The sequence below is a fragment of the Achromobacter deleyi genome, assembly GCF_013116765.2.
Taxonomy (GTDB): Bacteria; Pseudomonadota; Gammaproteobacteria; order Burkholderiales; family Burkholderiaceae_B; genus Achromobacter; species Achromobacter deleyi_A.
In genome coordinates this window covers 465,279-485,152 of the sequence record NZ_CP074375.1, presented here as the reverse complement: position 1 = coordinate 485,152, position 19,874 = coordinate 465,279, and the positions used below count along the sequence as shown (strand labels likewise).

The 19,874-nt window shown below is 66.1% G+C and carries 20 protein-coding genes; 8 read left to right on the top strand and 12 right to left on the bottom strand.

What is annotated here, in order from left to right; all coding sequences use genetic code 11:
* Positions 1–2: 2 nt before the first annotated feature.
* From modA to HLG70_RS02175, 6 genes are all read right to left on the bottom strand, one after another.
* A complete protein-coding gene (modA, locus tag HLG70_RS02200; protein WP_171665411.1) occupies positions 3–761 on the bottom strand; it encodes a molybdate ABC transporter substrate-binding protein in 759 nt (252 codons plus the stop codon).
* A 119-nt stretch (positions 762–880) separates the two neighbouring features.
* Positions 881–1,231 carry an adenosylmethionine decarboxylase gene (gene speD, locus HLG70_RS02195; RefSeq protein ID WP_171665413.1) on the bottom strand — a complete coding sequence of 117 codons (351 nt, stop codon included), beginning with the start codon at positions 1,229–1,231 and terminating at the stop codon, positions 881–883.
* Positions 1,228–1,398, bottom strand: coding sequence for a hypothetical protein (locus HLG70_RS02190; RefSeq protein WP_171665415.1), 171 nt, complete (start codon positions 1,396–1,398; stop codon positions 1,228–1,230). Before HLG70_RS02190 ends, speD begins: the two co-directional genes overlap by 4 nt.
* 4 nt (positions 1,399–1,402) lie before the next feature.
* Positions 1,403–2,872: a DUF4178 domain-containing protein gene (locus HLG70_RS02185; protein ID WP_171665417.1), complete on the bottom strand. Its 1,470-nt coding sequence runs from the start codon at positions 2,870–2,872 to the stop codon at positions 1,403–1,405.
* A gap of 6 nt (positions 2,873–2,878) precedes the next feature.
* Positions 2,879–3,910: an SPFH domain-containing protein gene (locus HLG70_RS02180; RefSeq protein WP_171665419.1), complete on the bottom strand. Its 1,032-nt coding sequence runs from the start codon at positions 3,908–3,910 to the stop codon at positions 2,879–2,881.
* 45 nt (positions 3,911–3,955) lie between these two features.
* Positions 3,956–4,342 carry a DUF350 domain-containing protein gene (locus HLG70_RS02175; protein WP_171665726.1) on the bottom strand — a complete coding sequence of 129 codons (387 nt, stop codon included), beginning with the start codon at positions 4,340–4,342 and terminating at the stop codon, positions 3,956–3,958.
* An 89-nt stretch (positions 4,343–4,431) separates the two neighbouring features.
* On the opposite strand from HLG70_RS02175, the gene HLG70_RS02170 reads away from it, so the two are divergent.
* The 7 genes from HLG70_RS02170 to HLG70_RS02140 all read left to right on the top strand — a co-directional run bounded on the left by HLG70_RS02170 (position 4,432) and on the right by HLG70_RS02140 (position 12,122).
* The gene (locus HLG70_RS02170; RefSeq protein WP_171665421.1) at positions 4,432–5,943 is read left to right on the top strand and encodes a polyamine aminopropyltransferase; all 1,512 of its coding nucleotides are present in this window, start codon (positions 4,432–4,434) and stop codon (positions 5,941–5,943) included.
* Positions 5,943–7,589, top strand: coding sequence for an NAD(P)/FAD-dependent oxidoreductase (locus HLG70_RS02165; protein WP_171665423.1), 1,647 nt, complete (start codon positions 5,943–5,945; stop codon positions 7,587–7,589). The genes HLG70_RS02170 and HLG70_RS02165 overlap by 1 nt, the downstream gene beginning before the upstream one ends.
* Before the next feature lie 167 nt (positions 7,590–7,756).
* Positions 7,757–9,001 (top strand): NAD(P)/FAD-dependent oxidoreductase, encoded by a 1,245-nt coding sequence (locus HLG70_RS02160; RefSeq protein ID WP_171665425.1) that lies wholly within the window; start codon positions 7,757–7,759, stop codon positions 8,999–9,001.
* Positions 9,002–9,030: 29 nt separating this feature from the next.
* Positions 9,031–9,867 (top strand): transporter substrate-binding domain-containing protein, encoded by an 837-nt coding sequence (locus HLG70_RS02155; protein WP_171665427.1) that lies wholly within the window; start codon positions 9,031–9,033, stop codon positions 9,865–9,867.
* Positions 9,868–9,871: 4 nt separating this feature from the next.
* On the top strand, positions 9,872–10,669 hold the full coding sequence (locus tag HLG70_RS02150; RefSeq protein ID WP_419144789.1) for an amino acid ABC transporter permease: 798 nt from the start codon (positions 9,872–9,874) through the stop codon (positions 10,667–10,669).
* A gap of 2 nt (positions 10,670–10,671) precedes the next feature.
* Complete coding sequence (locus HLG70_RS02145; protein ID WP_284143646.1) at positions 10,672–11,457, top strand: amino acid ABC transporter ATP-binding protein; 786 nt, start codon at positions 10,672–10,674, stop codon at positions 11,455–11,457.
* Positions 11,454–12,122: an aspartate/glutamate racemase family protein gene (locus HLG70_RS02140; protein ID WP_171665433.1), complete on the top strand. Its 669-nt coding sequence runs from the start codon at positions 11,454–11,456 to the stop codon at positions 12,120–12,122. The genes HLG70_RS02145 and HLG70_RS02140 overlap by 4 nt, the downstream gene beginning before the upstream one ends.
* Positions 12,123–12,187: 65 nt before the next feature.
* Here HLG70_RS02140 and HLG70_RS02135 read toward each other — a convergent pair whose 3' ends face one another.
* The 3 genes from HLG70_RS02135 to HLG70_RS02125 all read right to left on the bottom strand — a co-directional run bounded on the left by HLG70_RS02135 (position 12,188) and on the right by HLG70_RS02125 (position 15,110).
* Entirely contained in the window at positions 12,188–12,982 is a 795-nt protein-coding gene (locus HLG70_RS02135; protein ID WP_171665435.1) for an ABC transporter ATP-binding protein, read from the bottom strand.
* 1 nt (position 12,983) lies between these two features.
* On the bottom strand, positions 12,984–13,874 hold the full coding sequence (locus tag HLG70_RS02130; protein ID WP_171665437.1) for an ABC transporter permease: 891 nt from the start codon (positions 13,872–13,874) through the stop codon (positions 12,984–12,986).
* A 264-nt stretch (positions 13,875–14,138) separates the two neighbouring features.
* Positions 14,139–15,110 carry an ABC transporter substrate-binding protein gene (locus tag HLG70_RS02125; protein WP_171665439.1) on the bottom strand — a complete coding sequence of 324 codons (972 nt, stop codon included), beginning with the start codon at positions 15,108–15,110 and terminating at the stop codon, positions 14,139–14,141.
* A 285-nt stretch (positions 15,111–15,395) separates the two neighbouring features.
* Between HLG70_RS02125 and HLG70_RS02120 the strand changes: the two genes are divergently transcribed.
* Positions 15,396–16,352, top strand: coding sequence for an aldo/keto reductase (locus HLG70_RS02120; RefSeq protein ID WP_171665441.1), 957 nt, complete (start codon positions 15,396–15,398; stop codon positions 16,350–16,352).
* A 4-nt stretch (positions 16,353–16,356) separates the two neighbouring features.
* Here HLG70_RS02120 and HLG70_RS02115 read toward each other — a convergent pair whose 3' ends face one another.
* The 3 genes from HLG70_RS02115 to HLG70_RS02105 form a co-directional block, all read right to left on the bottom strand.
* Complete coding sequence (locus tag HLG70_RS02115; RefSeq protein ID WP_171665443.1) at positions 16,357–17,328, bottom strand: Bug family tripartite tricarboxylate transporter substrate binding protein; 972 nt, start codon at positions 17,326–17,328, stop codon at positions 16,357–16,359.
* A 162-nt stretch (positions 17,329–17,490) separates the two neighbouring features.
* Complete coding sequence (locus HLG70_RS02110) at positions 17,491–19,032, bottom strand: malonate--CoA ligase (protein ID WP_171665445.1); 1,542 nt, start codon at positions 19,030–19,032, stop codon at positions 17,491–17,493.
* Between the two features lie 4 nt (positions 19,033–19,036).
* Positions 19,037–19,828, bottom strand: a complete 792-nt coding sequence (locus HLG70_RS02105; RefSeq protein WP_171665447.1) for an enoyl-CoA hydratase/isomerase family protein — start codon at positions 19,826–19,828, stop codon at positions 19,037–19,039.
* Positions 19,829–19,874: the final 46 nt, after the last annotated feature.

The window sequence follows — 19,874 nt, the reverse complement described above, 5'->3', positions numbered from 1 at the left end:
GCTCAGGGCTTTTGAAAGCCGTAACGCGACAGTATCGCCTGACCGGCGGGCGACATTACGTAAGCGACAAAGCTCTCGGCTTCCTTGGCGGCGGCTTCGCGCGTGGTCACGGCGATGGGATAGGTCACCGGCGTTTGCGACGGCACGCGCACGGCGACCTTGACCTTGTCGGGCATGATGGCAGCGTCGGTCGCGAACACGAAGCCCGCATCGACTTCGCCGCGCGAAACATAGTCCAGGCTCTGGCGCACGTTCTGCGCCAGCACGCTCTTGGCCTGCACGGCGTCCCACAGTCCGGCCGCCTGCAAGGCGCCCTGCGTGTAGCGGCCCACCGGCACCGAGGCCGGATTGCCGTAGGCGATGCGCTTGATGTCGTCGCGCGTCAGGTCCTTCAGCGCGGTGATGTTGGCCTTGCTGTCCACCGGAACGATCAGCACGACCTGGTTGGCGGCAAAGTCCACGCGCGAGGCGGGCTTGACGGCCTTTTCCTCGACGGCCTTGTCCATTGCCTTCTGGTCGGCGGACGCGAAGACGTCGGCGGGCGCGCCCTTCACGATCTGCTGCAGCAGCACATCGGATGCGCCGAAGTTCAGGATCACCTTGGTGCCGGCATGCTCTTTCTCGTAGCCCTGGGCGACTTCCTTGAATGCGTTGGTCAGGCTGGCGGCAGCCGATACCACCAGGTCGCCGGCATGGGCGCTGGCGCCCCAGGTGGCGGCCAGCGCCAGGGACAGCGCCATGATCGGACGTTTGTGGAACATTCTCTTCTCCTGAAGGAAATCGCTGAATCAGTAACGAAATATATAGAGGTATATAACGCCAGTCAATTTAGCGCCCGGGAGCGCTTTGCGAAATATCAAGGAGGAAACCGCGGCCGGTTTCAGCCGCGCGCCACCGTGGTGACCTGGACCGATTCGGGGGACAGCGCCGCCCGCAGAAAGTCCAGCGCCAGCTCGGGCCGGGCCGCGCCGCACATGAAGATGTCCAGCGCCGCGAACTGGTGTTCAGGCCAGGAATGGATGCTGATGTGGGACTCGCTCAGCATGACCACGCCGGTCACCCCGGCGCCCGCGCCGAAATGGTGGAAATGGGCGCTCAGCACCTGGGCGCCCGCCGCGCGCGCGGCGTCGGTCATCTGCCGCTCCAGCGCCTCTGCGTCGGTCAGCCGGGCTGCCGGCACGCCGCGGAAGTCCGCCAGCACGTGGCGACCCGGTGTGGCATGCACGGTCACTTGTGGGATCCGCCCGACGACCAGCCCGAACCGCCCGACGAACTGCTGCCCCAGCTGCTGCTACTGCTGCTGCCCACGCCGCTGGCAATGCGCGCGCCGGGCGAACTTGCCCCAGTGGTGGCCAGCACGACCACCACGGCATAGATGGCATACAGGAACTTGCCCATCTCGCTATTCGTCCTTACTGGAAAGTTTGTCCGCCAGCGTGGCCGGCAGCCAAAGGAACGCCATCCCGATCAGGATGGGGATGAAGCGGCCGCTGAAGATGTTGCCGAGGTTCAGGAAGGCCATCGCGATCATCGCGGTCCAGGCCCACTTGCGGTAACCGCCCCGCTTGCCGCTGGAGGGCATCGCCTTCTGCTTGGCCAGCTCGGGGTCGCCGAACCATTCGGCCAGTTTCGCCGGCGCCACCGGCCCGGAGGCCGACCAGCCGAGCTCGGCTTCGCCCAGCTCGCGGGTCAGTTTCAGGTTGCCGGCCTTGTAATCGGTGATCCGGGTGCTGTCGCCTGCCTTGACGCGCCAGTTGAAGGCGCCCAGCGGCACTTCCACCCGCGACGTGTAGTCGTAGAGTTTCTGGTACAGATTGTTCCGCCAGCGCACGCTGGTGGCGTTGTTGTGGCTGGGCCAGGTATCGCAGACCTGCACGCGCTCCCAGCCCTCGTCCGTTTCCACCAGCCAGATGAACCCCTTGGCCGGATTGAACAGCAAGTACTCGATCCAGTCCGACGGCTCTTCGGGGTCGGGGTCGGCGCACTTCATCAGGCCGATCAGGGTGTAGCTCGCGCCGTCGATCTTGGCGACCGCGCCCAGCGGCAGCGTGGTCTTGATCGCCTTGACCTTGTGCGCTTTCCCGATGACTTCGGCCGTGGGGCCGGAACAATCGACCGCCGCCGCGCACGACGGGCAGACCACATGCGTGGCCATCGCGGCCACGAAGGATATCGGGCCTCCGCAGTTCGGGCAGTCCAGCGCCTTGATCTGGCCACGGAAGCGGCCGGCGGTTTCTTCCACCTGCTCGTTGGTGCGCAGCGACCCCGCCTGCATGGCGGACAGGTCGAAGGCTTTCCCGATATAGAGCTCGGGTTGCGGCCCGTCGGAGAAATCCAGCGTCAGGAAGGCGTCCAGGCTGCGGTAGTCCGCCACCTTGGCCTGCCAGCCGTCGCCGGGTACGAAGGGCAGTTCGCCCTGCGCGCCCCCGGCCAGGCAGGCGCGCACGTCGGCCGCCACGAAGCGCTGGCCGTCGAGCTTCAGTTCATCGCCCGGCGCGATGTCTTCAAACGCCGGCATGCCCTGCGTGGTCTTGACTTTGCGGCGCCGGGTAACGGCGTATTGGCCCGACGCGTCCGACAGCCAGCCGTCGGAACCGTCCTCGAACCACAGGTACCACTCGTTCCAGAAGCCGTCGTCAAACCGGAGCTGGATGCGGCCGATGACGTCGAAGCGCTTGCCGTCGTGGGTGCCCGCCGCGCCCAGGCACAAGGGCGAATAGTCCTCCAGGACCTCCGCCATTTCGCCGATGCGCCTGACCGATTCCGCGTCTTTCAGCAAGGTGCTGCGGCACGCGCCGCAGACCGCCATGACGGAGGCCGCGGACGTGAACTTGACGGGAGCGCCGCACTGCGGACACAGAACCTGCTGCATGGGGCCTTAGCTGGTGAGTTTCTTCAGCACTTCGGCCTTGGCCGAATCGTAGTCCGCGGCGTTGATCAGCCCCTTGTCCAGCAGTTCCTTCAATTGCTGCAGGCGCTGCACGGGATCCGCAGCCGGCGCGCTCGGGGCCGGTTGCGGCTGCTGGGGCGGCTGCTGCGGCTGGCCTTGCGCCGCGGCGCCCAGTCCCTGCGCCATGGTCTGCCCCAAGGCGGCGCCCGCGGCCAGGCCTGCGCCTATGCCGGCGATGCCGCCCTCGTTCTGCGCGGCCAGGGGAATCGACGTGGCGGTCTGGTACTGGGTGAACTTGCCCAGGTCGCCGGCCATGCCCATCGAGATCCGGGTATCCAGCGCCTTCTGCAGTTCTTCCGGCAACGACACGTTTTCGACCGTGAAGTTGTCCAGCCTGACGCCATAGCGGTCAAACACCGGCGCCAGCTGTTCGCTGATGCTTTGCGACATCAGCCCCTGGTTGCCGGCCATGTCCAGGAACGGCACCTTGGAGCCGCCCAGCGCGGTCGTCATTGCCGCGACCACCATGTTGCGCAGCTGCGCTTCCAGATCGTCCACCGTGTATTCGTCGCGCGTGCCGCTGATCTCGCGGTAGAACTTGGCGGGATCCGCGATCTGGTACGAGTACACGCCGAAGGCGCGCAGGCGCACCATGCCGAACTCGCTGTCGCGCAGTGTCACCGGTTGCGCCGTGCCCCAGCGCCGGCCCAGCTGCAGGCGCGTGCTGAAGAAGATCACGTCCGACTTGAAGGGGGACTCGAACAGCTTGTCCCAATTCTTCAGGTAGGTCAGTACCGGCAGGGTCTGCGTGGTCAGCTTGTACATGCCGGGGCCGAACACGTCGGCCACCTTGCCTTCGTTGACGAACACCGCCATCTGCGATTCCCGCACGGTCAGGCTGGCGCCGTACTGGATTTCGAAATCCTGCATCGGATGGCGCCAGGCGAGCACGCCGTCGCGATCCTCGTTCCATTGCAGGATGTCGATGAACTGCTTGCGAATGAATGAACCGAGACTCATGGAAAATCCTCCTGTGTCAGATCGGATTGCGCGCAGCTGCCGGGCTCAGGTCAGGCAGGCGGCGTTGACGATGCCGGCCGCCAGGGAAATCGCCCCGATCAGGCCGCCCATGGCGATATTATTTTCCGCGATCGCGTCGTTCATGCCGCGGATGGCCCGGGTCACCGCCACATACACGACGATCTGGACCAGCATGGCGGCCACGCCCCATGCCAGGAACATGAGGAAGCTGGCGTGCACGGCGATGCTGGAGCACAGCGTGAAGCTGAAACCCACCAGCGCGCCGCCGTAGGACAGCACGGCGGCGATATTGCCTTCGCGGATCAGCTCGAATTCCCTGTAGCGCGTGACGGCTGTATAGACGGCCGTGAAAATGCCCAGCATGACGAGCGCCGAAACGATATAGATCAGATAGGTCACCGCCGGATGCATTGCGTCTCCCATTGCCACCCTCCCAATTGCGCGCAGTATATACGTGGCGTTCGATATACTGCGAACGCATTTTTCGTGTCGGACACCTCATGCGCGACCGCGTTCTCATCCTTTCGGTATTGATCGTTGCTTCCTGCGGTTTGGGCTATGAGCTCATCAGCAGCGCGCTGGCCAGTTATTTGCTGGGCGATTCGATACTGCAGTTCTCTTCCGTCATCGGCTGCTATCTGTTCGCCATGGGCATCGGCTCATGGTTGTCAAAATATGTAAAAGACGAAGATGTCCTGAATCGCTTCATTGATGTGGAACTGCTGGTCGCCTTGCTGGGCGGGGTCTCGGCGGCGGTCCTGTTCCTGGTGTTCGCGTGGCTGGCCGCGCCCTTTCGCGCCGCCCTGTACGTGGGCGTGTTCGTCATCGGCCTGATGGTCGGCATGGAGATTCCGCTGGTGATGCGCGTGTTCAACCAGCGCAAGGCGGAATTCCGTGAAATCGTCAGCCGCGTGCTGACCTTCGACTACCTGGGTGCGCTGGCGGTGTCGCTGGTGTTCCCGCTGCTGCTCGCCCCCAAGCTGGGGCTGCTGCGCACCAGTTTCCTGTTCGGCATCCTGAACGCCAGCGTGGCGCTGTGGACCACCTGGCTGTTCCGGGCCGAGGTCCGACGCCCCGGCGAAAAGGCCGTGCGCGCCGGCGTCGTGATCGGTCTGCTGGGACTGGGTTTCATCTACTCGGGCAGCATGACCACCTGGGCGGAAAAAGGCCTCTACGGCGACGACGTGATCCATGCCGAAACCACCCAATACCAGCGCCTGGCGGTGACACGCTGGCACGACGACCTGCGCCTGTACATCAACGGCAACCTGCAGTTCTCCTCGCGCGACGAACATCGCTACCACGAAGCGCTGGTGCATCCCGGCCTGCAGGTCCTGCCATGGGCGCGCAATGTGCTGGTGCTGGGCGGTGGCGACGGCCTGGCCGTGCGCGAGATCCTCAAGTACAAGAATATCGAACACGTCACGCTGGTGGACCTGGATCCCGCCATGACGGGCCTGTTCTCGCGCTCGGAGCCGCTGGTCAAGCTCAACGAGGGCTCGCTCAAGGACCCGCGCGTCACGGTCATCAACGATGACGCCGGCCGCTGGCTGGAAACGCATGCCGAGGTCTATGACTTCATCGTGGTGGACTTTCCCGATCCGTCCAACTTCGGCCTGGGCCGCCTGTATTCGGTGCCGGTCTATCACCTGATGGCGCGCCACCTGGCGGAAAACGGCTACATGGTCATCCAGTCCACCTCGCCCTATTTCGCCCCGCGCTCGTTCTGGAGCGTGGACGCCACTCTGAAGGAAGCCGGCCTGAACACCTGGCCGTACCACACCTATGTGCCGTCCTTCGGCGACTGGGGCTTCATCCTGGCCAGCAAGCGGCGCGACTACACGCCGCCCGACAAGATCAGCGTGGCCACGCGCTACCTGGACCCGGTCACCACGCGCGAGCTGTTCCACTTCCCCGCCGACATGCCGGCGCTGGCCATGCCGCCGAACCGCTTGAACGAGCAGTCGCTCGTGCGCTACTTCGACGAGGACTGGCGCAAGGTCATCCGCTGATGCGGCGCCGCAGCTTCCTGTTGGGCGCCGCCACGGCGGCCGTCGCGGGCACCGCCGGCTACTACCGGTCGCGCATCGTCGAAACCACGCCAGAGCTCAGCTACCCGGGCATGCAGGCCGGCCACGCCTTGCGCGACGGCGCCTCCTGGCCGCAGCCGTCGGCCACGCTCCGGCACGAGGTGGCGATCCTGGGCGCCGGCATCGCCGGACTGTCCTGCGCCTGGAAGCTGGCGCGCGAAGGGTTCACCGACTTCGTCGTGGTGCAGGGCCCGGAATTCGCCGGCAATGCCGCGGCCGGCCAGCGCGACGGCCTGGACTATCCGCTGGGCGCGCACTACCTGCCGTTGCCGTCACTGGCGTCCACCCATGTCCGCGAAATGCTGGCCGACTTCGGCATCATCGAGCGCGGCGCGGGCGAGGCCCGCCCCTACTACGACGAATCCATCCTGGTGCATTCGCCGCAGGAAAGGCTGCTGCGCGACGGGCGCTGGGAAGAAGGCCTGCTGCCCATGACCGGGCTGCCCGAAGCCGACGTCGCGCAGCACCGGAAATTTCTGGCCCTGATCGATCGCCTGCACACCGAGGTCGGCAACGATGGCCGCAAGGTGTTCAGCATCCCGATCGCGCTCTCCTCGCGGGATCCGGCATGGCGGGCGCTGGACGCCCTCACCTTCAGGCAATGGCTGGAGCGCGAAGGCTATACCTCGCCCGCCCTGCATTGGTATTTGAATTACTGCTGCCGCGACGACTACGGCGCGCGCTACGACGTGGTGTCGGCATGGGCCGGCCTGCACTATTTCGCCAGCCGCGACGGCCACGCCGCCAACGCCGGCGAAGGCGCGGTGCTGACCTGGCCCGGCGGGCTGGCCGTCCTGGCCCAGCGCATGCGCGATGCGATCACCCTCAAGCTCGGCCACGCCGGCTGGCTGATGCCGGGCGCCGCGCTGCGGGTGCAGGACGCGCCCGCGGGTCCGCGGGTCACTTGCCTGATCCCTGGCCCGGACGCGGTCCCGCGCGCCTGCGTGCTGCAAACCCGCCGCACCGTTTGCGCCATGCCGCTGTTCGTGGCCCAGCGCATCCTGCCCGACATCCGCGCCTATGGATACGACCCGGCCGTGCATGCGTCCGCGCACGCGCCCTGGATGGTGTCGAACTTCGTGATGGAGGGCTACCCCCTCGAAGCGCCCGGCGAGCCCCTGTCCTGGGACAATGTGATCTACCAGGGCCAGGCGCTGGGCTATGTCGTGTCCACGCACCAGCTGCTGCGCGTGACGCGTACGCCGCGCAGCGTCTTCACGGCCTACCATGCGCTGAGCAGCCAGACGCCGCAAGCCGCGCGCAACTGGCTGACCCGCGCCAGCCCCGAAGCCTTGCGCGCGGAAGCGGCCGCCGACCTGATCGCGGCATACGGCAATGAGTTCTGGCGGCACGCGCGCCAGCTGGAGATCACCGTGCGCGGCCACGCCATGGCCACGCCGCTATGCGGCTACCTTTCCAATCCGGGCCTGGCCGCGCTGCGCGAAGTCGACGGCCCCGTGCTGTTCGCACACGCGGACCTGTCGGGCTACTCGGTCTTCGAGGAAGCTTCGTGGTGGGGTGTTGCGGCGGCGGGACGAATTCTCGGGCAAAAGCCCGCGCCAGCCTGAACAGACGCGCTGCTGGCGCCAATTTCCCACTGGCCAGCCACCGGCTGCAATACAATTCCCCGTCCCCGCCGACCCCACGGCCGGACGGGGTGCAGCGATCTGCCTTGCCGTTTGCAGGAATGCGTCCAGCGCGGGGCAGCTGTTTTTACCGAACACAAAAAAAACACATGGGAAAGCAAGTCATCGTCCTGGGCGCGGGCATCGTCGGAGTCTGCTGCGCGCTCGAATTGTTGCGCCGGGGCATGTCGGTCACGCTGGTGGACCGGCAGCAACCGGGCATGGAAACGTCGATGGGCAATGCCGGCGTCCTGGCCCGCAGCTCGCTGATGCCGTTCAACCACCCCGGCCTGTGGGGCCAGCTGCCCCGCCTGCTGAAGAACGACACCGTCCAGTTCCGCTACCGCTGGCAATACCTGGCCAGGAACCTGGGCTGGGCGACACGTTTCCTGCTGAGCGCCCGACCCTCCGTTTTCCAGGAAACCGCTCAAGCGCTGGACGCCCTGATCCGGCTTTCCGCCCCTGAACACCTGAAACTGCTGGACGCCAGCGGCGCGCGGCACCGCCTGCGCGACACCGGCTGGATCTTCCTGTACCGCACGGAACAAGCCTGGAACGGCAGCGAACTGTCGCGCCAGACGTATGCGCGCCACCAGGTCCCGACCCAGACGCTCAGCGCGTCCGAACTGGGCGAGCTGGAACCCGCCCTGTCGCCGATCTTTCATCGGGCGCTGTGGATCCAGGGTTCGTATTCGGTCGACGATCCCCACGAGGTGGTTGCGGCCTATGCCGATCTGTTCCGCCGCGAAGGCGGCGCGTTCAAGCGCCTGGACGCCACCGGCATCCGCCGCGAGGACCAGCGCTGGACGGTGCAGGGCGCGCAAGGATCCGAGTCGCTGACGGCGGACCATCTGGTCGTGGCGCTGGGGCCCTGGTCCAAAGCCCTGCTGAAGACAACGGGCATCGATCTGCCCATGGCTTTCGAGCGCGGCTACCACATGCATTACAGCGGCCTGAACGGCGCCAGCGTCACCCGCCCCGTTTACGACACCGGCGGCGGTTACGTGCTGTCGCCCATGGCGCGCGGACTGCGGCTGACCAGCGGCGTGGAACTGGACGCCTGCGACGCGCCCGCCCGGCCGGTTCAACTGGACCTGGCCGAGGCCCGCGCCCGCGAAGCCTTCCCGCTGGGCCAGCGCCTGGACCCCGCCCCCTGGCTGGGCCGGCGCCCCACCCTGCCCGACAGCCGTCCGATGATCGGCCAGGCGCCGCGCCACCCGGGCCTGTGGCTGGCGCTGGGCCACCAGCACATCGGATTCAGCACCGCGCCAGGAACGGCGAAGATACTGGCCGAACTGATGCTGGAGAGCGGCGCCGACCGCCACCGGGCGTTCCGCCCGGGCCGCTTCATCTAGCCCCCCCGAATTCACTTGAGGAGTAGACAATGAGCACAAAACGTAAATTCCTGGCATCGGCCCTGGCCGTGGCCACGCTGGCCTTCGCGGGCGCGGCGCAGGCCCAGTCCGCCAACGAGACCGCCATGGAGCGCATCATGCGCACCAAGACGATCCGCATCGGCGCCATCGCCGGCGCCATCCCCTACTTCAACAAGAACCTGAACACGGGCAAGTGGGAAGGCTTCGGCCCCGACTTCGCCGAGATGTTCGCGGCCCGCCTGGGCGTGAAGACCGAGTACCTGGAAACCACCTGGGGCAACTCGGTGCTGGACGTGCAGACCAACAAGATCGACCTGATGTTCGGCATGGCACCCACCCCGGCGCGCAAGGAAGTCGTGAATTTCTCCGACACCCTGTTCAACAACACTTACACCACCGTCTGCCGCAAGGGCTTTGTCGGCAAATCCTGGGCCGAGCTGAACACGCCGGAAACCCGTGTGGTGGTGGACGTGGGCTCCAGCCATGACCAGCTGGCCACGCGCGTTCTGCAGAGCGCCAACGTCACCCGCCTGGAGAACTCGGGCGCCGCCACCCTGGCCCTGTCGTCCGGCCGCGCGGACTGCCAGATCCTGGTGGTGCTGCTGGCCAAGCCGCTGCTGGAAAAGCGCTCCAGCATCGGTACCATGAGCATCCCCAACCCGGTCGAAACGGCGCCGGTCAGCATCGGCCTGCGCAAGGAAGCCGACGACTCGCTGCAAAAGGCCGTCAATGCCTGGCTGGCCGACATCCGCGCCAAGGACCAGGTGCGCGGCGTGATCCTGGGCAATATGCAGAAGCTTGCCGGCGTGCCGCCCGAGGCGTTCCCGCCGGAAATCAAGTTCTAAGGCCGTGGCAATGAATGACCAGAACGGAACCCTGGCCCCGCGCTCCCGCCTGACGACCTGGCTGTTCGCGCTGCTCGCCGCGGTCGCGCTGTTTGCGATCGTCAAGAAGTGGGATCTCATCGGCGGCAACGCGGTCGACTACGACTGGGATTTCAGCGTGCTGTGGGAATACCGCAAGCTGATCGCCACCGGCGTGCTGAACACGATCCTGTTCACCATCCTCTGCGTATTCCTGGGGCTGGCGATCGGGCTGGTGACGGGCCTGGGGCGGCTGTCGCGCAATGTGCTGATCACCGCGCCGCTGCGGGCCTACATCGAGGTGTTCCGCTGCACGCCGGTCCTGGTGCAGCTGGTCTGGTTCTACTACGCCCTGCCCGTCGTCACCGGCATCGAGATGTCGCCAGTGATGGCGGCCACGCTGTGCCTGTCGCTGTATGGCGGCGCCTTCTATTCCGAAATCATCCGAGGCGGCATCATTTCGACCGATGCCGGGCAGACCGAGGCCGCCAAGGCGCTGGGCATGACGCCCATGCAGGCCCTGCGCCGCGTGGTCCTGCCGCAGGCATTCAAGAAGATGGTGCCGCCCCTGATGAACCAGTCCATCATGCAGCTGAAGAACACGTCGCTGCTGTCGGTGCTGGCCGTGCCGGACCTGCTCTACCAGGGCCAGGTCATCGCCCACGATACCTATCGGCCGCTGGAGATCTACACCTTCATCGCCATCGCGTACTTCGTGATCCTGCTTCCGTTCACGATGTGGGCCAAGAAGCTCGAATTCGGCGGCATCAGCAAAGAGGCATGAAGATGAGCAACCCCATCATCAGCATCAAGGGCTTGCGCAAGTCGTTTGCCAATCAGGAAGTACTGAAGGACATCAATCTGCAGGTCGAGCGCGGCCAGGTCGTGGCGCTGATCGGTCCGTCCGGCTCGGGCAAGTCCACGCTGCTGCGCTGTATCAACCTGCTGACGATTCCCGACGGCGGCCAGATCACCGTGGGCGAACAGTCGCTGACCTTCCAGGGCGCGAACACACGGCTGCCCAGCGAACGCAAGCTGGCCAGTTTCCGCGCGTCGGCCGGCATGGTGTTCCAGCACTTCAACCTGTTCCCGCACATGACGGCCTTGCAGAACGTGATGGAAGGCCCCGTCACCGTGCTGCGCCGCCCCAGCAAGGAAGCCCGGGAACTGGCGCGCGAGCTGCTGCGCAAGGTCGGCCTGCTGGACCGGGCGGACTACTTTCCGGACAAGCTGTCGGGCGGCCAGAAACAGCGCGTGGCAATCGCCCGCGCGCTGGCGATGCAGCCCGCGGTGATGCTGTTCGACGAGGCCACCTCGGCGCTGGACCCCGAACTGGTGGGTGAAGTGCTGAACGTGATCAAGGGCCTGGCCCGGGACGGCATGACCATGATCCTCGTCACACACGAGATCGGCTTTGCCAAGGAAGTGGCCGATCAGGTCGTGTTCATGCGCGACGGCGTGGTGGCCGAGGCCGGTCCGCCGGAAATCGTCATCGGCAATCCGCAAAACGAGGCCACGCGTGCCTTCCTGGCGCGCTTTAACCGCGCCCCCGGTTCGGAAACCCAGGCATGAGCGCCGCCGGATTCCTCGGGGTGCTGATGCTGGACACCCGCTTTCCCCGCCCGCCCGGCGATGTCGGCAACCGCGAGACCTTCGAACGCGCCGGCATCCCCGTGCACTTCGTTACGGTGCAAGGGGCGTCGCCGCGCAAGATCGTGCAGGAAGCCGACCCGGCCTTCCTGCAGCCCTTCCTGGACGAGGCTATCGCGCTGGCCGCGCAAGGCGCCCGGCTGATCTCCACGAGTTGCGGCTTCCTGGCCAAATACCAGGCGCTGCTGCAGGCGGCGGTGCCGGTGCCGGTGGTCACGTCCAGCCTGCTGCAATGCCGCGGCCTGGACCGCGTCGGCATCGTGACCTTCGATGCGCAATCGCTGACCCGCGGCATCCTGGATTCCGTGGACGTCCCCGCCGACGCGGTCGTCGAAGGCCTGACTCCCGGTTGCGAAATGCACGCGCGCATCCTGGAAAACAGCACCGTAATGGACCTGGCCCAGGTGGAACGCAACGTGGTCGAGGCGGCGCGGCGCCTGGTGCAGCGCGCACCCGGCCTGCGCAACATCGTGCTGGAATGCACCAACATGCCGCCTTACCGCGACGCCGTGGCCCAAGCCACGGGGCTGCCGGTGCACGACATCGAAACGCTGATCCTGAAGCGCTGGCGCGCCCTGCCCGCCTGAGCCCCGCCAGCCATGAAAAAAGCGCGCGATCCCTGCGGGTCGCGCGCTTTTTTGCTGGGCGGACCTCAGCCCAGCAGCAAGGCGTCGTCCGAGATCTTCTCGCCGCGCACGCGCTCGAACATGGCCAGCAGGTCCGGCACGTCCATGCCGCGCCGTTCGTCGCCGGACACGTCCAGCACCACCTGGCCCTGGTGCAGCATGACGGTGCGGTCGCCCACGTCCAGCGCCTGGCGCATGCTGTGGGTGACCATCATGGTGGTGAGCTGGCTCTCGGACACGATGCGCGCGGTCAGCTGCAGCACGAAGTCCGCGGTGCGCGGGTCCAGCGCCGCGGTGTGCTCGTCCAGCAGCAGGATGCGCGAGGGCTGCAGCGCCGCCATCAGCAGGCTGACCGCCTGGCGCTGGCCGCCGGACAACAGGCCGATGCGGTCGGTGAGCCGGTTTTCCAGACCCAGGCCCAAGGTGGCCAGGCGTTCGCGGAAACCGTCCTTCATGGAGGCCTTGACCGCCCGGCTGTAGCCGCGCCGCGCGCCGCGCATCTGCGCCAGCGCCATGTTCTCTTCGATGGTCAGGTCTTCGCAGGTGCCGGCCATCGGGTCCTGGAACACACGCGCCACGCGGCCGGCGCGCGCCCAGACGGGCTGGCGGGTCACGTCCACGCCGTTGATGTCGATTCGGCCGGAATCGATGGGCAGGTCGCCCGACACGGCGTTGAGGAAGGTGGACTTGCCGGCGCCGTTGGAACCGATCACGGTCACGAACTGGCCCGAGGGGATCTCCAGCGACAGGCCGCGCAAGGCGCGGGTCTCGATGGGCATACCCGCGTTGAACGTAATTTTCAGGTCTTTTGCGGACAACATATCAGCGCCCCTTCTTGCCGACCAGGCGGCGCTTGAGCATGGGGATGACCAGGGCGACCGTGACCAGCACCGCGGTGACGAGGTTCAGGTCTTGCGCCTTCAGGCCGATGAAATCGCTATTCAGGGCCAATGCGATGAAGAAGCGGTAGACGATGGCGCCGATGATGACGGCCAGCGTCGCCAGCACCAGCTTGCGCGAGGGCAGGATGCTTTCGCCGACGATCACCGCGGCCAGGCCGATCACGATGGTGCCGATGCCCATCGAGATATCCGAGCCGCCCTGCGTCTGCGCAAACAGCGCGCCCGCCAGCGCGACCAGCGCGTTCGACAGCGCCATGCCGCCCAGGATCATGCGGCCGGTATTGACGCCTTGCGCCCGGGCCATGCGGCCGTTGGAACCGGTGGCGCGCACGGCCAGGCCGGTCTGCGTGGCGAAGAACCAGTCCAGCGCCAACTTGGCCAGGATCACGATGACGATCAGGATCAGCGGACGCGCGACGTAGTCGGAAATCCATTCCGGCTGCAGGATCGTGAAGACGGTGGGCTCGGTGATCAGCGGCACGTTGGGCTTGCCCATGATGCGCAGGTTGACCGAGTACAGGGCGATCATCATCAGGATGCTGGCCAGCAGGTCCATGATCTTGAGCTTGACGTTCAGCCAGCCGGTGACCAGCCCCGCGGCCGCGCCGGCGATGGTGGCGATGACGGTGGCCGAGAACGGATCGGTGCCCGAGGCGATCAGCGTGGCACAGACCGCGCCGCCCAGCGGGAAGCTGCCGTCAACGGTCAGGTCCGGAAAGCGCAGCAGGCGAAAGGAGATAAACACGCCCAAGGCCACCAGGCTGAAGATCAGGCCGATCTCCAACGCGCCTAACAACGAGAACAATGACATGGGTCAAATCCAATCAGGTAAGGAACGAGCATATTAAAGACTTGAAACGTGCGACTTCTTGCTTTTGCGACTCGGTTTTACCCGAGCTTTCGCAACAAACGTTTCGCGATTCGCAATTTTCTCTCGTTTCCTGACTAAGCGTATCCGCGCCGGCGGCGCCAGCGGTACGCGCAGACTTGTCCAGGGGGCAAAGACACCAGGGAAGAACTCAAGAAAAACCCCGCTCACGCCGGACAGGCATGGCGGGGCCGCAAACGCGCCGTATTATTTCACGACCACCGCTGCCGACTTGATGATGGCATCGGACAGCGTGACGCCTTGCTTGGCGGCGGCGCCCGGGTTCACGTAGAGCTCGAGCTTGGAGATGGTTTCGGACGGGATCGCGCCGGGCTTCTCGCCCTTCAGGATGCGCACGACGACCTTGCCCGTCTGCACGCCGAGGTCGCGGTAGTTGATGCCCAGGGCGGCGATGCCGCCGCGCTTGACGCTGTCGGTGTCGGACGCGATCAGCGGGATCTTGGCGTCGTTGCCAACCTTGACCAGCGATTCGTAGGCCGACACGACGTTGTTGTCCGTGTTGGTGTAGATGACGTCGACCTTGCCGATCAGGCTGCGTGCGGCGGAGGCCACGTCCACCGAGCGCGGGGCGGCGGCTTCGACCAGGCTCATGCCGGACTTGGGCAGGATTTCCTGGAGCTTCTTGACCACCACGACCGAGTTCGCCTCGCCCGGGTTGTAGACGATGCCCACGCGCTTGGCGTTGGGAACGATCTTCTTGATCAGTTCAACCTGCTTATCCAGCGCCAGCAGGTCAGACACGCCGGTCACGTTGGTGCCCGAGGCATCCATGCTGGCGACCAGCTGGGCGGCGACCGGATCCGTCACGGCGGAATACACCACCGGCACGTCCTTGGTGGCCGCGACGACGGCCTGCGCGGACGGCGTGGCGATCGCCACGATGGCGTCCGGCCTGTCGCCGACGAACTTGCGGGCGATCTGGGCGGCGGTGCCGTTGTTGCCCTGGGCGCTTTGATACTGCCACTTCAGGTTCTTGCCCGGCTCGTAGCCGGCTTGCTTGAGGGCGTCCTGCACGCCGTCACGCACGGCGTCCAGCGCCGGATGCTCGACGATGGCGGTGACTGCCACCGACTTCTGCTGCGCGGCCACTGGCGCGGCGATAGCCATCGCCAGCGCCATGGCGCCAACCGTCAGAAAATGTTTTTTTCCGATCAGCATACGTAAGCTCCTTGAACCCTTGGTTTTTGCTCGGTGAAATTTGCCGGTGAATTTACTGGCCTTTACGGCCGCGCCGCGGACTTGCTTGTCCGAAGGGCTAGCCATAAAGCCGTATAGTCTAACTTGCCGCCATCCAAATGAGCTTGGGGGGAATCCCTGAAATGGTGCATGCGGCAGCAGGCATGCCCCACGCAGGAGCATGCTGCGTGAATATACTGAAATCCGCCAGGCGCGCGCCGTCCAACCTGTTCCTGGCAGCCATCCGCAGCATCCAGAGGCCACACCATGATCAAACGCGCACTGGGCCGTTCCGGCCTGCAAGTTCCCCCGCTCACCTTCGGCGGCAACGTCTTCGGCTGGACCGTCGACGAAGCCGGCACGTTCTCCCTATTGGACGCGCTGGTCGACGCAGGCCTGAATTTCATCGACACCGCCGACATGTACTCCCGCTGGGTTCCCGGCAACCAGGGCGGAGAATCCGAAACGCTGATCGGCAAATGGCTCAAGCGTTCCGGCAAGCGCGACCGCGTGCTCATCGCCACCAAGGTCGGCATGGAAATGGGGCCGGGTGAAAAGGGGCTGGCGCCCGCCTACATCCGCCGCTCGCTGGAAGCGTCGCTTGCCCGCCTGCAGACGGACCACGTGGACCTGTACCAGTCCCACCAGGACGACCCCGCCACGCCGCTGACCGACACGCTGGCGGAATACGCCAAGCACATCGAAGCCGGCAAGGTGCGCGCCATCGGCGCATCCAACTACACGGCCGTGCGCCTGTCCGAGGCGCTGATCGCCAGCGAACGGCACAGCCTGCCGCGCTACGAGAGCATCCAGCCGGAATACAACCTGTACACCCGCGAGCCCTTCGAGTCCGGGCTGCAAAGCCTGGTGAAGACCCAGCAGATGGGCACGATCAACTACTACGCGCTGGCCAGCGGCTTTCTCAGCGGCAAATACCGCGGTCCCGACGACGCGGGCAAGAGCGCGCGCGGCAAGAAGATCGTGGATACCTACCTGAACGACCGCGGCTACCGCATCCTGAAGGCGCTGGACGAAGTATCCGAGGACGCCGGCTGCACGCCCGCGCAAGCCGCGCTGGCCTGGCAGATCGCACAGCCGGGCATCACCTCGCCCATCGTCAGCGCCACCTCGCTCGCCCAGCTCGACGAACTGGTCAAGGCCGCCAGCCTGACGCTGACGCATGACCAGCTGGCCAGGCTCAGCCAGGCCAGCGACTGGCGCTGAAGCGTCAATCCAGCGTGACGCCGGAATCCTTGACCACCTTGGCCCAGCGTTCGACCTCGCTGTCGACGAACTTGCCAAAGTCGGCGCCCGTCAGGGTGGGCACCGCCGTGCCGTTACTGGCCCAGGTTTCCTTGATCTTCGGCACGTTCAAGGCCTTGGTGATTTCGGCGATCATCTTGTCCACCGCTTCCTTGGGCGTTCCTGCCGGCGCCCAGATCGCATACCAGGTGGACACGACGTAGTTCGGCACGCCCGCCTCGGCGGCCGTGGGCACGTCGGGCAACGACTGCGAGCGCTCGGTGGCCGCCACGGCCAGCGGCTTGATCGCGCCGGCGCGGATGTGCCCGGACGACGAGCCCAGCCCGTCGAACGCCAGGTCCACCTGCCCGCCGATCAGCGCCGACAGCATCGGGCCCGCGCCCTGGTACGGCACGTCCACCAGCTTGATGCCGGTCTGCATGGCGAACAGCTCGCCGGCCAGATGGTGCGTGCTGCCCTTGCCGGCCGTGCCGAAGTTGATTTCACCGGGACGCTTCTTGGCGTAGTCGATGAACTCCTGCAAGGTCTTGACCGGCAGCTTGCTGGCGTTGATGACGACCACCTGCGGCGGCTGCGCCACCAGGGCGACCGGCACGAAGTCCTTCTGGATGTTGTAGTTCAGGCTCTTGTAGAGCGAAGGCGCCAGCGCGTGGTGCGCGCCGCCCATGAAAAAGGTGTAGCCATCGGGCCTGGCCTTGGCCGCCACGCCGGCGCCCACGGTGCCGCCCGCGCCGCCCTTGTTGTCGATGACCACCGTCTGGCCGAGCTGCGTGGTCAGTTGCGCGGCCAGCGGACGGGCGAACGTGTCCGTGCCGCCGCCTGCGGGGAACGGAACGATCAGCGTGATGGGGCGCTCGGGCCATTGCGCGGCGGCAACGCCGCCGAAACCCAGGGCTGCCACGGCAAATATGGCCGCGGTGGTGGTGCGATATTTCATTTTGTCTCCTCTTGCTGCATCGGGGGACGGCGCCTGATTTTTGGCGTCTCGCCTCTTGAAATTTTTATTGAATGCGGCTGCTGGGGCTTGCGCGGCACTGGATGGGGATGGAGTCTCCTTGAAAAAAGATGCCGGCCTCCGGGGGCCGGCATCCTTGATGGGCTATAGCGACTTGTAGGTTTCGCGCAGCACGTTCTTCTGGACCTTGCCCATGGTGTTGCGCGGCAGCTGGTCGATGATGTGCACGCGCTTGGGCACCTTGAAGTTGGCGATGCGCGACTTCAGTTCGGCCTGCATCGCCGACGCGTCCAGCGACACGCCGTCCTTGGGCACCACCACCGCCACCACGGCCTCTCCGAAGTCCGCGTGCGGCACGCCGATGACCGCCGATTCCGCCACGCCGGGCATGTCGTCGATCAGCGTTTCGATTTCCTTGGGGTAGACGTTGAAGCCGCCGGAAATGATCAGGTCCTTGCTGCGGCCCACGATGGACAGGTAGTCGGCGGGCACATCGCGCCCGGCGGATTCGCCCCCCCAGCGGCCCACGTCGCCGGTCTTGAACCAGCCGTCTTCCGTGAACTCTTCGCGGGTTTTTTCCGGCATGCGCCAGTAGCCGGAGAACACGTTCGGGCCGCGGACCTGCACGTTGCCGATCTCGCCCGGCGCCAGCGCGATGCCGGCATCGTCCACCACGCGCACCTGCACCTGCGGCAAGGCCCGGCCCACGGTCCCGGCCAGGCGTTCGCCCAGCTTGGGATCGTAGGGGTTGGACGTCAGCATGACGGTCTCGCTCATGCCGTAGCGCTCGAGGATGGCGTGGCCGCTGCGTTCCTTGAAGTCCGAGAAGGTCTCGGCCAGCAAGGGCGCGGAGCCCGAGATGAAGAGCCGCATCTTGCCGCAGACGTCGCGGTTGAAGCGCGGATCCGCCAGAAGGCGCACGTAGTACGTCGGCACGCCCATCATCACCGTGCTCTGCGGCAGATAGCGCAAGGCCTGGTCCGCGTCCAGCCTGGGCAGCCAGATCATCCTGGCGCCGGCCAGCAAGGCGCCGTGGGACGCGACAAACAGTCCATGCACGTGGAAAATCGGCAGCATGTGCAGCAGCACATCGTCCTGGCGCCAGCCCCAGTAGTCATGCAGCACGCGGGCGTTGGCCGCCAGGTTGCCATGCGAGAGCATCGCGCCCTTGCTGCGGCCCGTGGTGCCCGACGTATACAAGATCGCGGCCAGGTCGTCGGGCTTGCGCTCGACGGTCTCAAAGGACTGCGACAGGCCGCCAGCGGCCTCCAGCAAGCTGCCGCTGCGGTCCTCGTCCAGCGTGTAGACGTGCGCGCAGCCGGCCTTGTCGGCGGCGCGCCGGACCCAGTCCAGGTTCTTGCTGGAGCAGACCACCACGGATGGTTCGGCGTTGCCCAGGAAGTACTCGATCTCGGATTCGCGGTAAGCCGTGTTCAGCGGCAGGTACACCAGGCCGGCCCGCAAGGTGGCCAGGTACAGCAGCAAGGCTTCGGGCGACTTTTCCACCTGCACCGCCACGCGCGCGCCTTCGGGCAGGGCCAGCGAGCTCAAGAGGTTGGCCAGGCACGCGGTGGCGCGGTCGATGTCGTCCCAGGTGTATTCGAGGTCGGGCGTTTCCAGCGCGACTTTGCCGCGGTCTTTCGGAAAGCCGCCTTGCAGGACAGCATATAAGTTGGCGTTGCTCACCTGTCTAGTCTCCGGAAAAGGAAGGGTCTGCGCCGGCCAGGAAAGCGCGCACGCCCTCCTGGTGGTCCCGGCTCTCGGCATAGGAGAAATAATCCTGATACTCGTCCTCGGTCAAGGCGGCGCCGGTGGCGAGCCTTGCGGACAAGCGCTTGTTGATGCGCGCGGCCAGCGGCGCGCCCTGGGCGATGCGGTCGGCGCTGCGCCGGGCCGCGTCGGCCACCTGGTCGTCGGGGACGATGCGGGTCAACAGGCCCAGCTCGCGGGCCTCGTCGGCGCCGAACACCCGGCCTTCCAGCAGGATGGCCAGTGTGGCGGCCCGTCCGGCCAGCGCCAGCAGGCCGCGCATTTCATCCGGGGCCATGGGAAAGCCCAGGCGGTTGATCGGCACGCCAAAGCGCGCCGACGCGCCGGCGATGCGCAGGTCGCATTGGCTGGCGATTTCCAGTCCGCCGCCCACGCATACGCCTTCGATCTGCGCCACCACCGGTTGCGGGCACTGGGCCACGGCCTGCAAGGCGGGCGCCAGCACCTGGCGGTGATAGCGCTGCACGCCGGCCATGTCGGCGCGCTCCACGGGAAATTCGCGGATGTCCGCGCCCGCGGCAAAGTTGCCGCCATCGCCGCGCACGATGACGCAGCGCACGGCGTCGTCTTGCGCGATGCGCGTGAACACGTCCTGCAATTCGCGCCACATGCCCACCGTGATTGCATTCAGGCGCCCCGGGTGCGATAGCGTCACCCGGGCCAGATGCCCTTCGCGCTCCAGCAGCACGCGACCAGCCACGTTCTCCGTCATGTCCCCTGCCCTTTATTGTCGATATGTGCCGCTGCCGTGTTTCCGG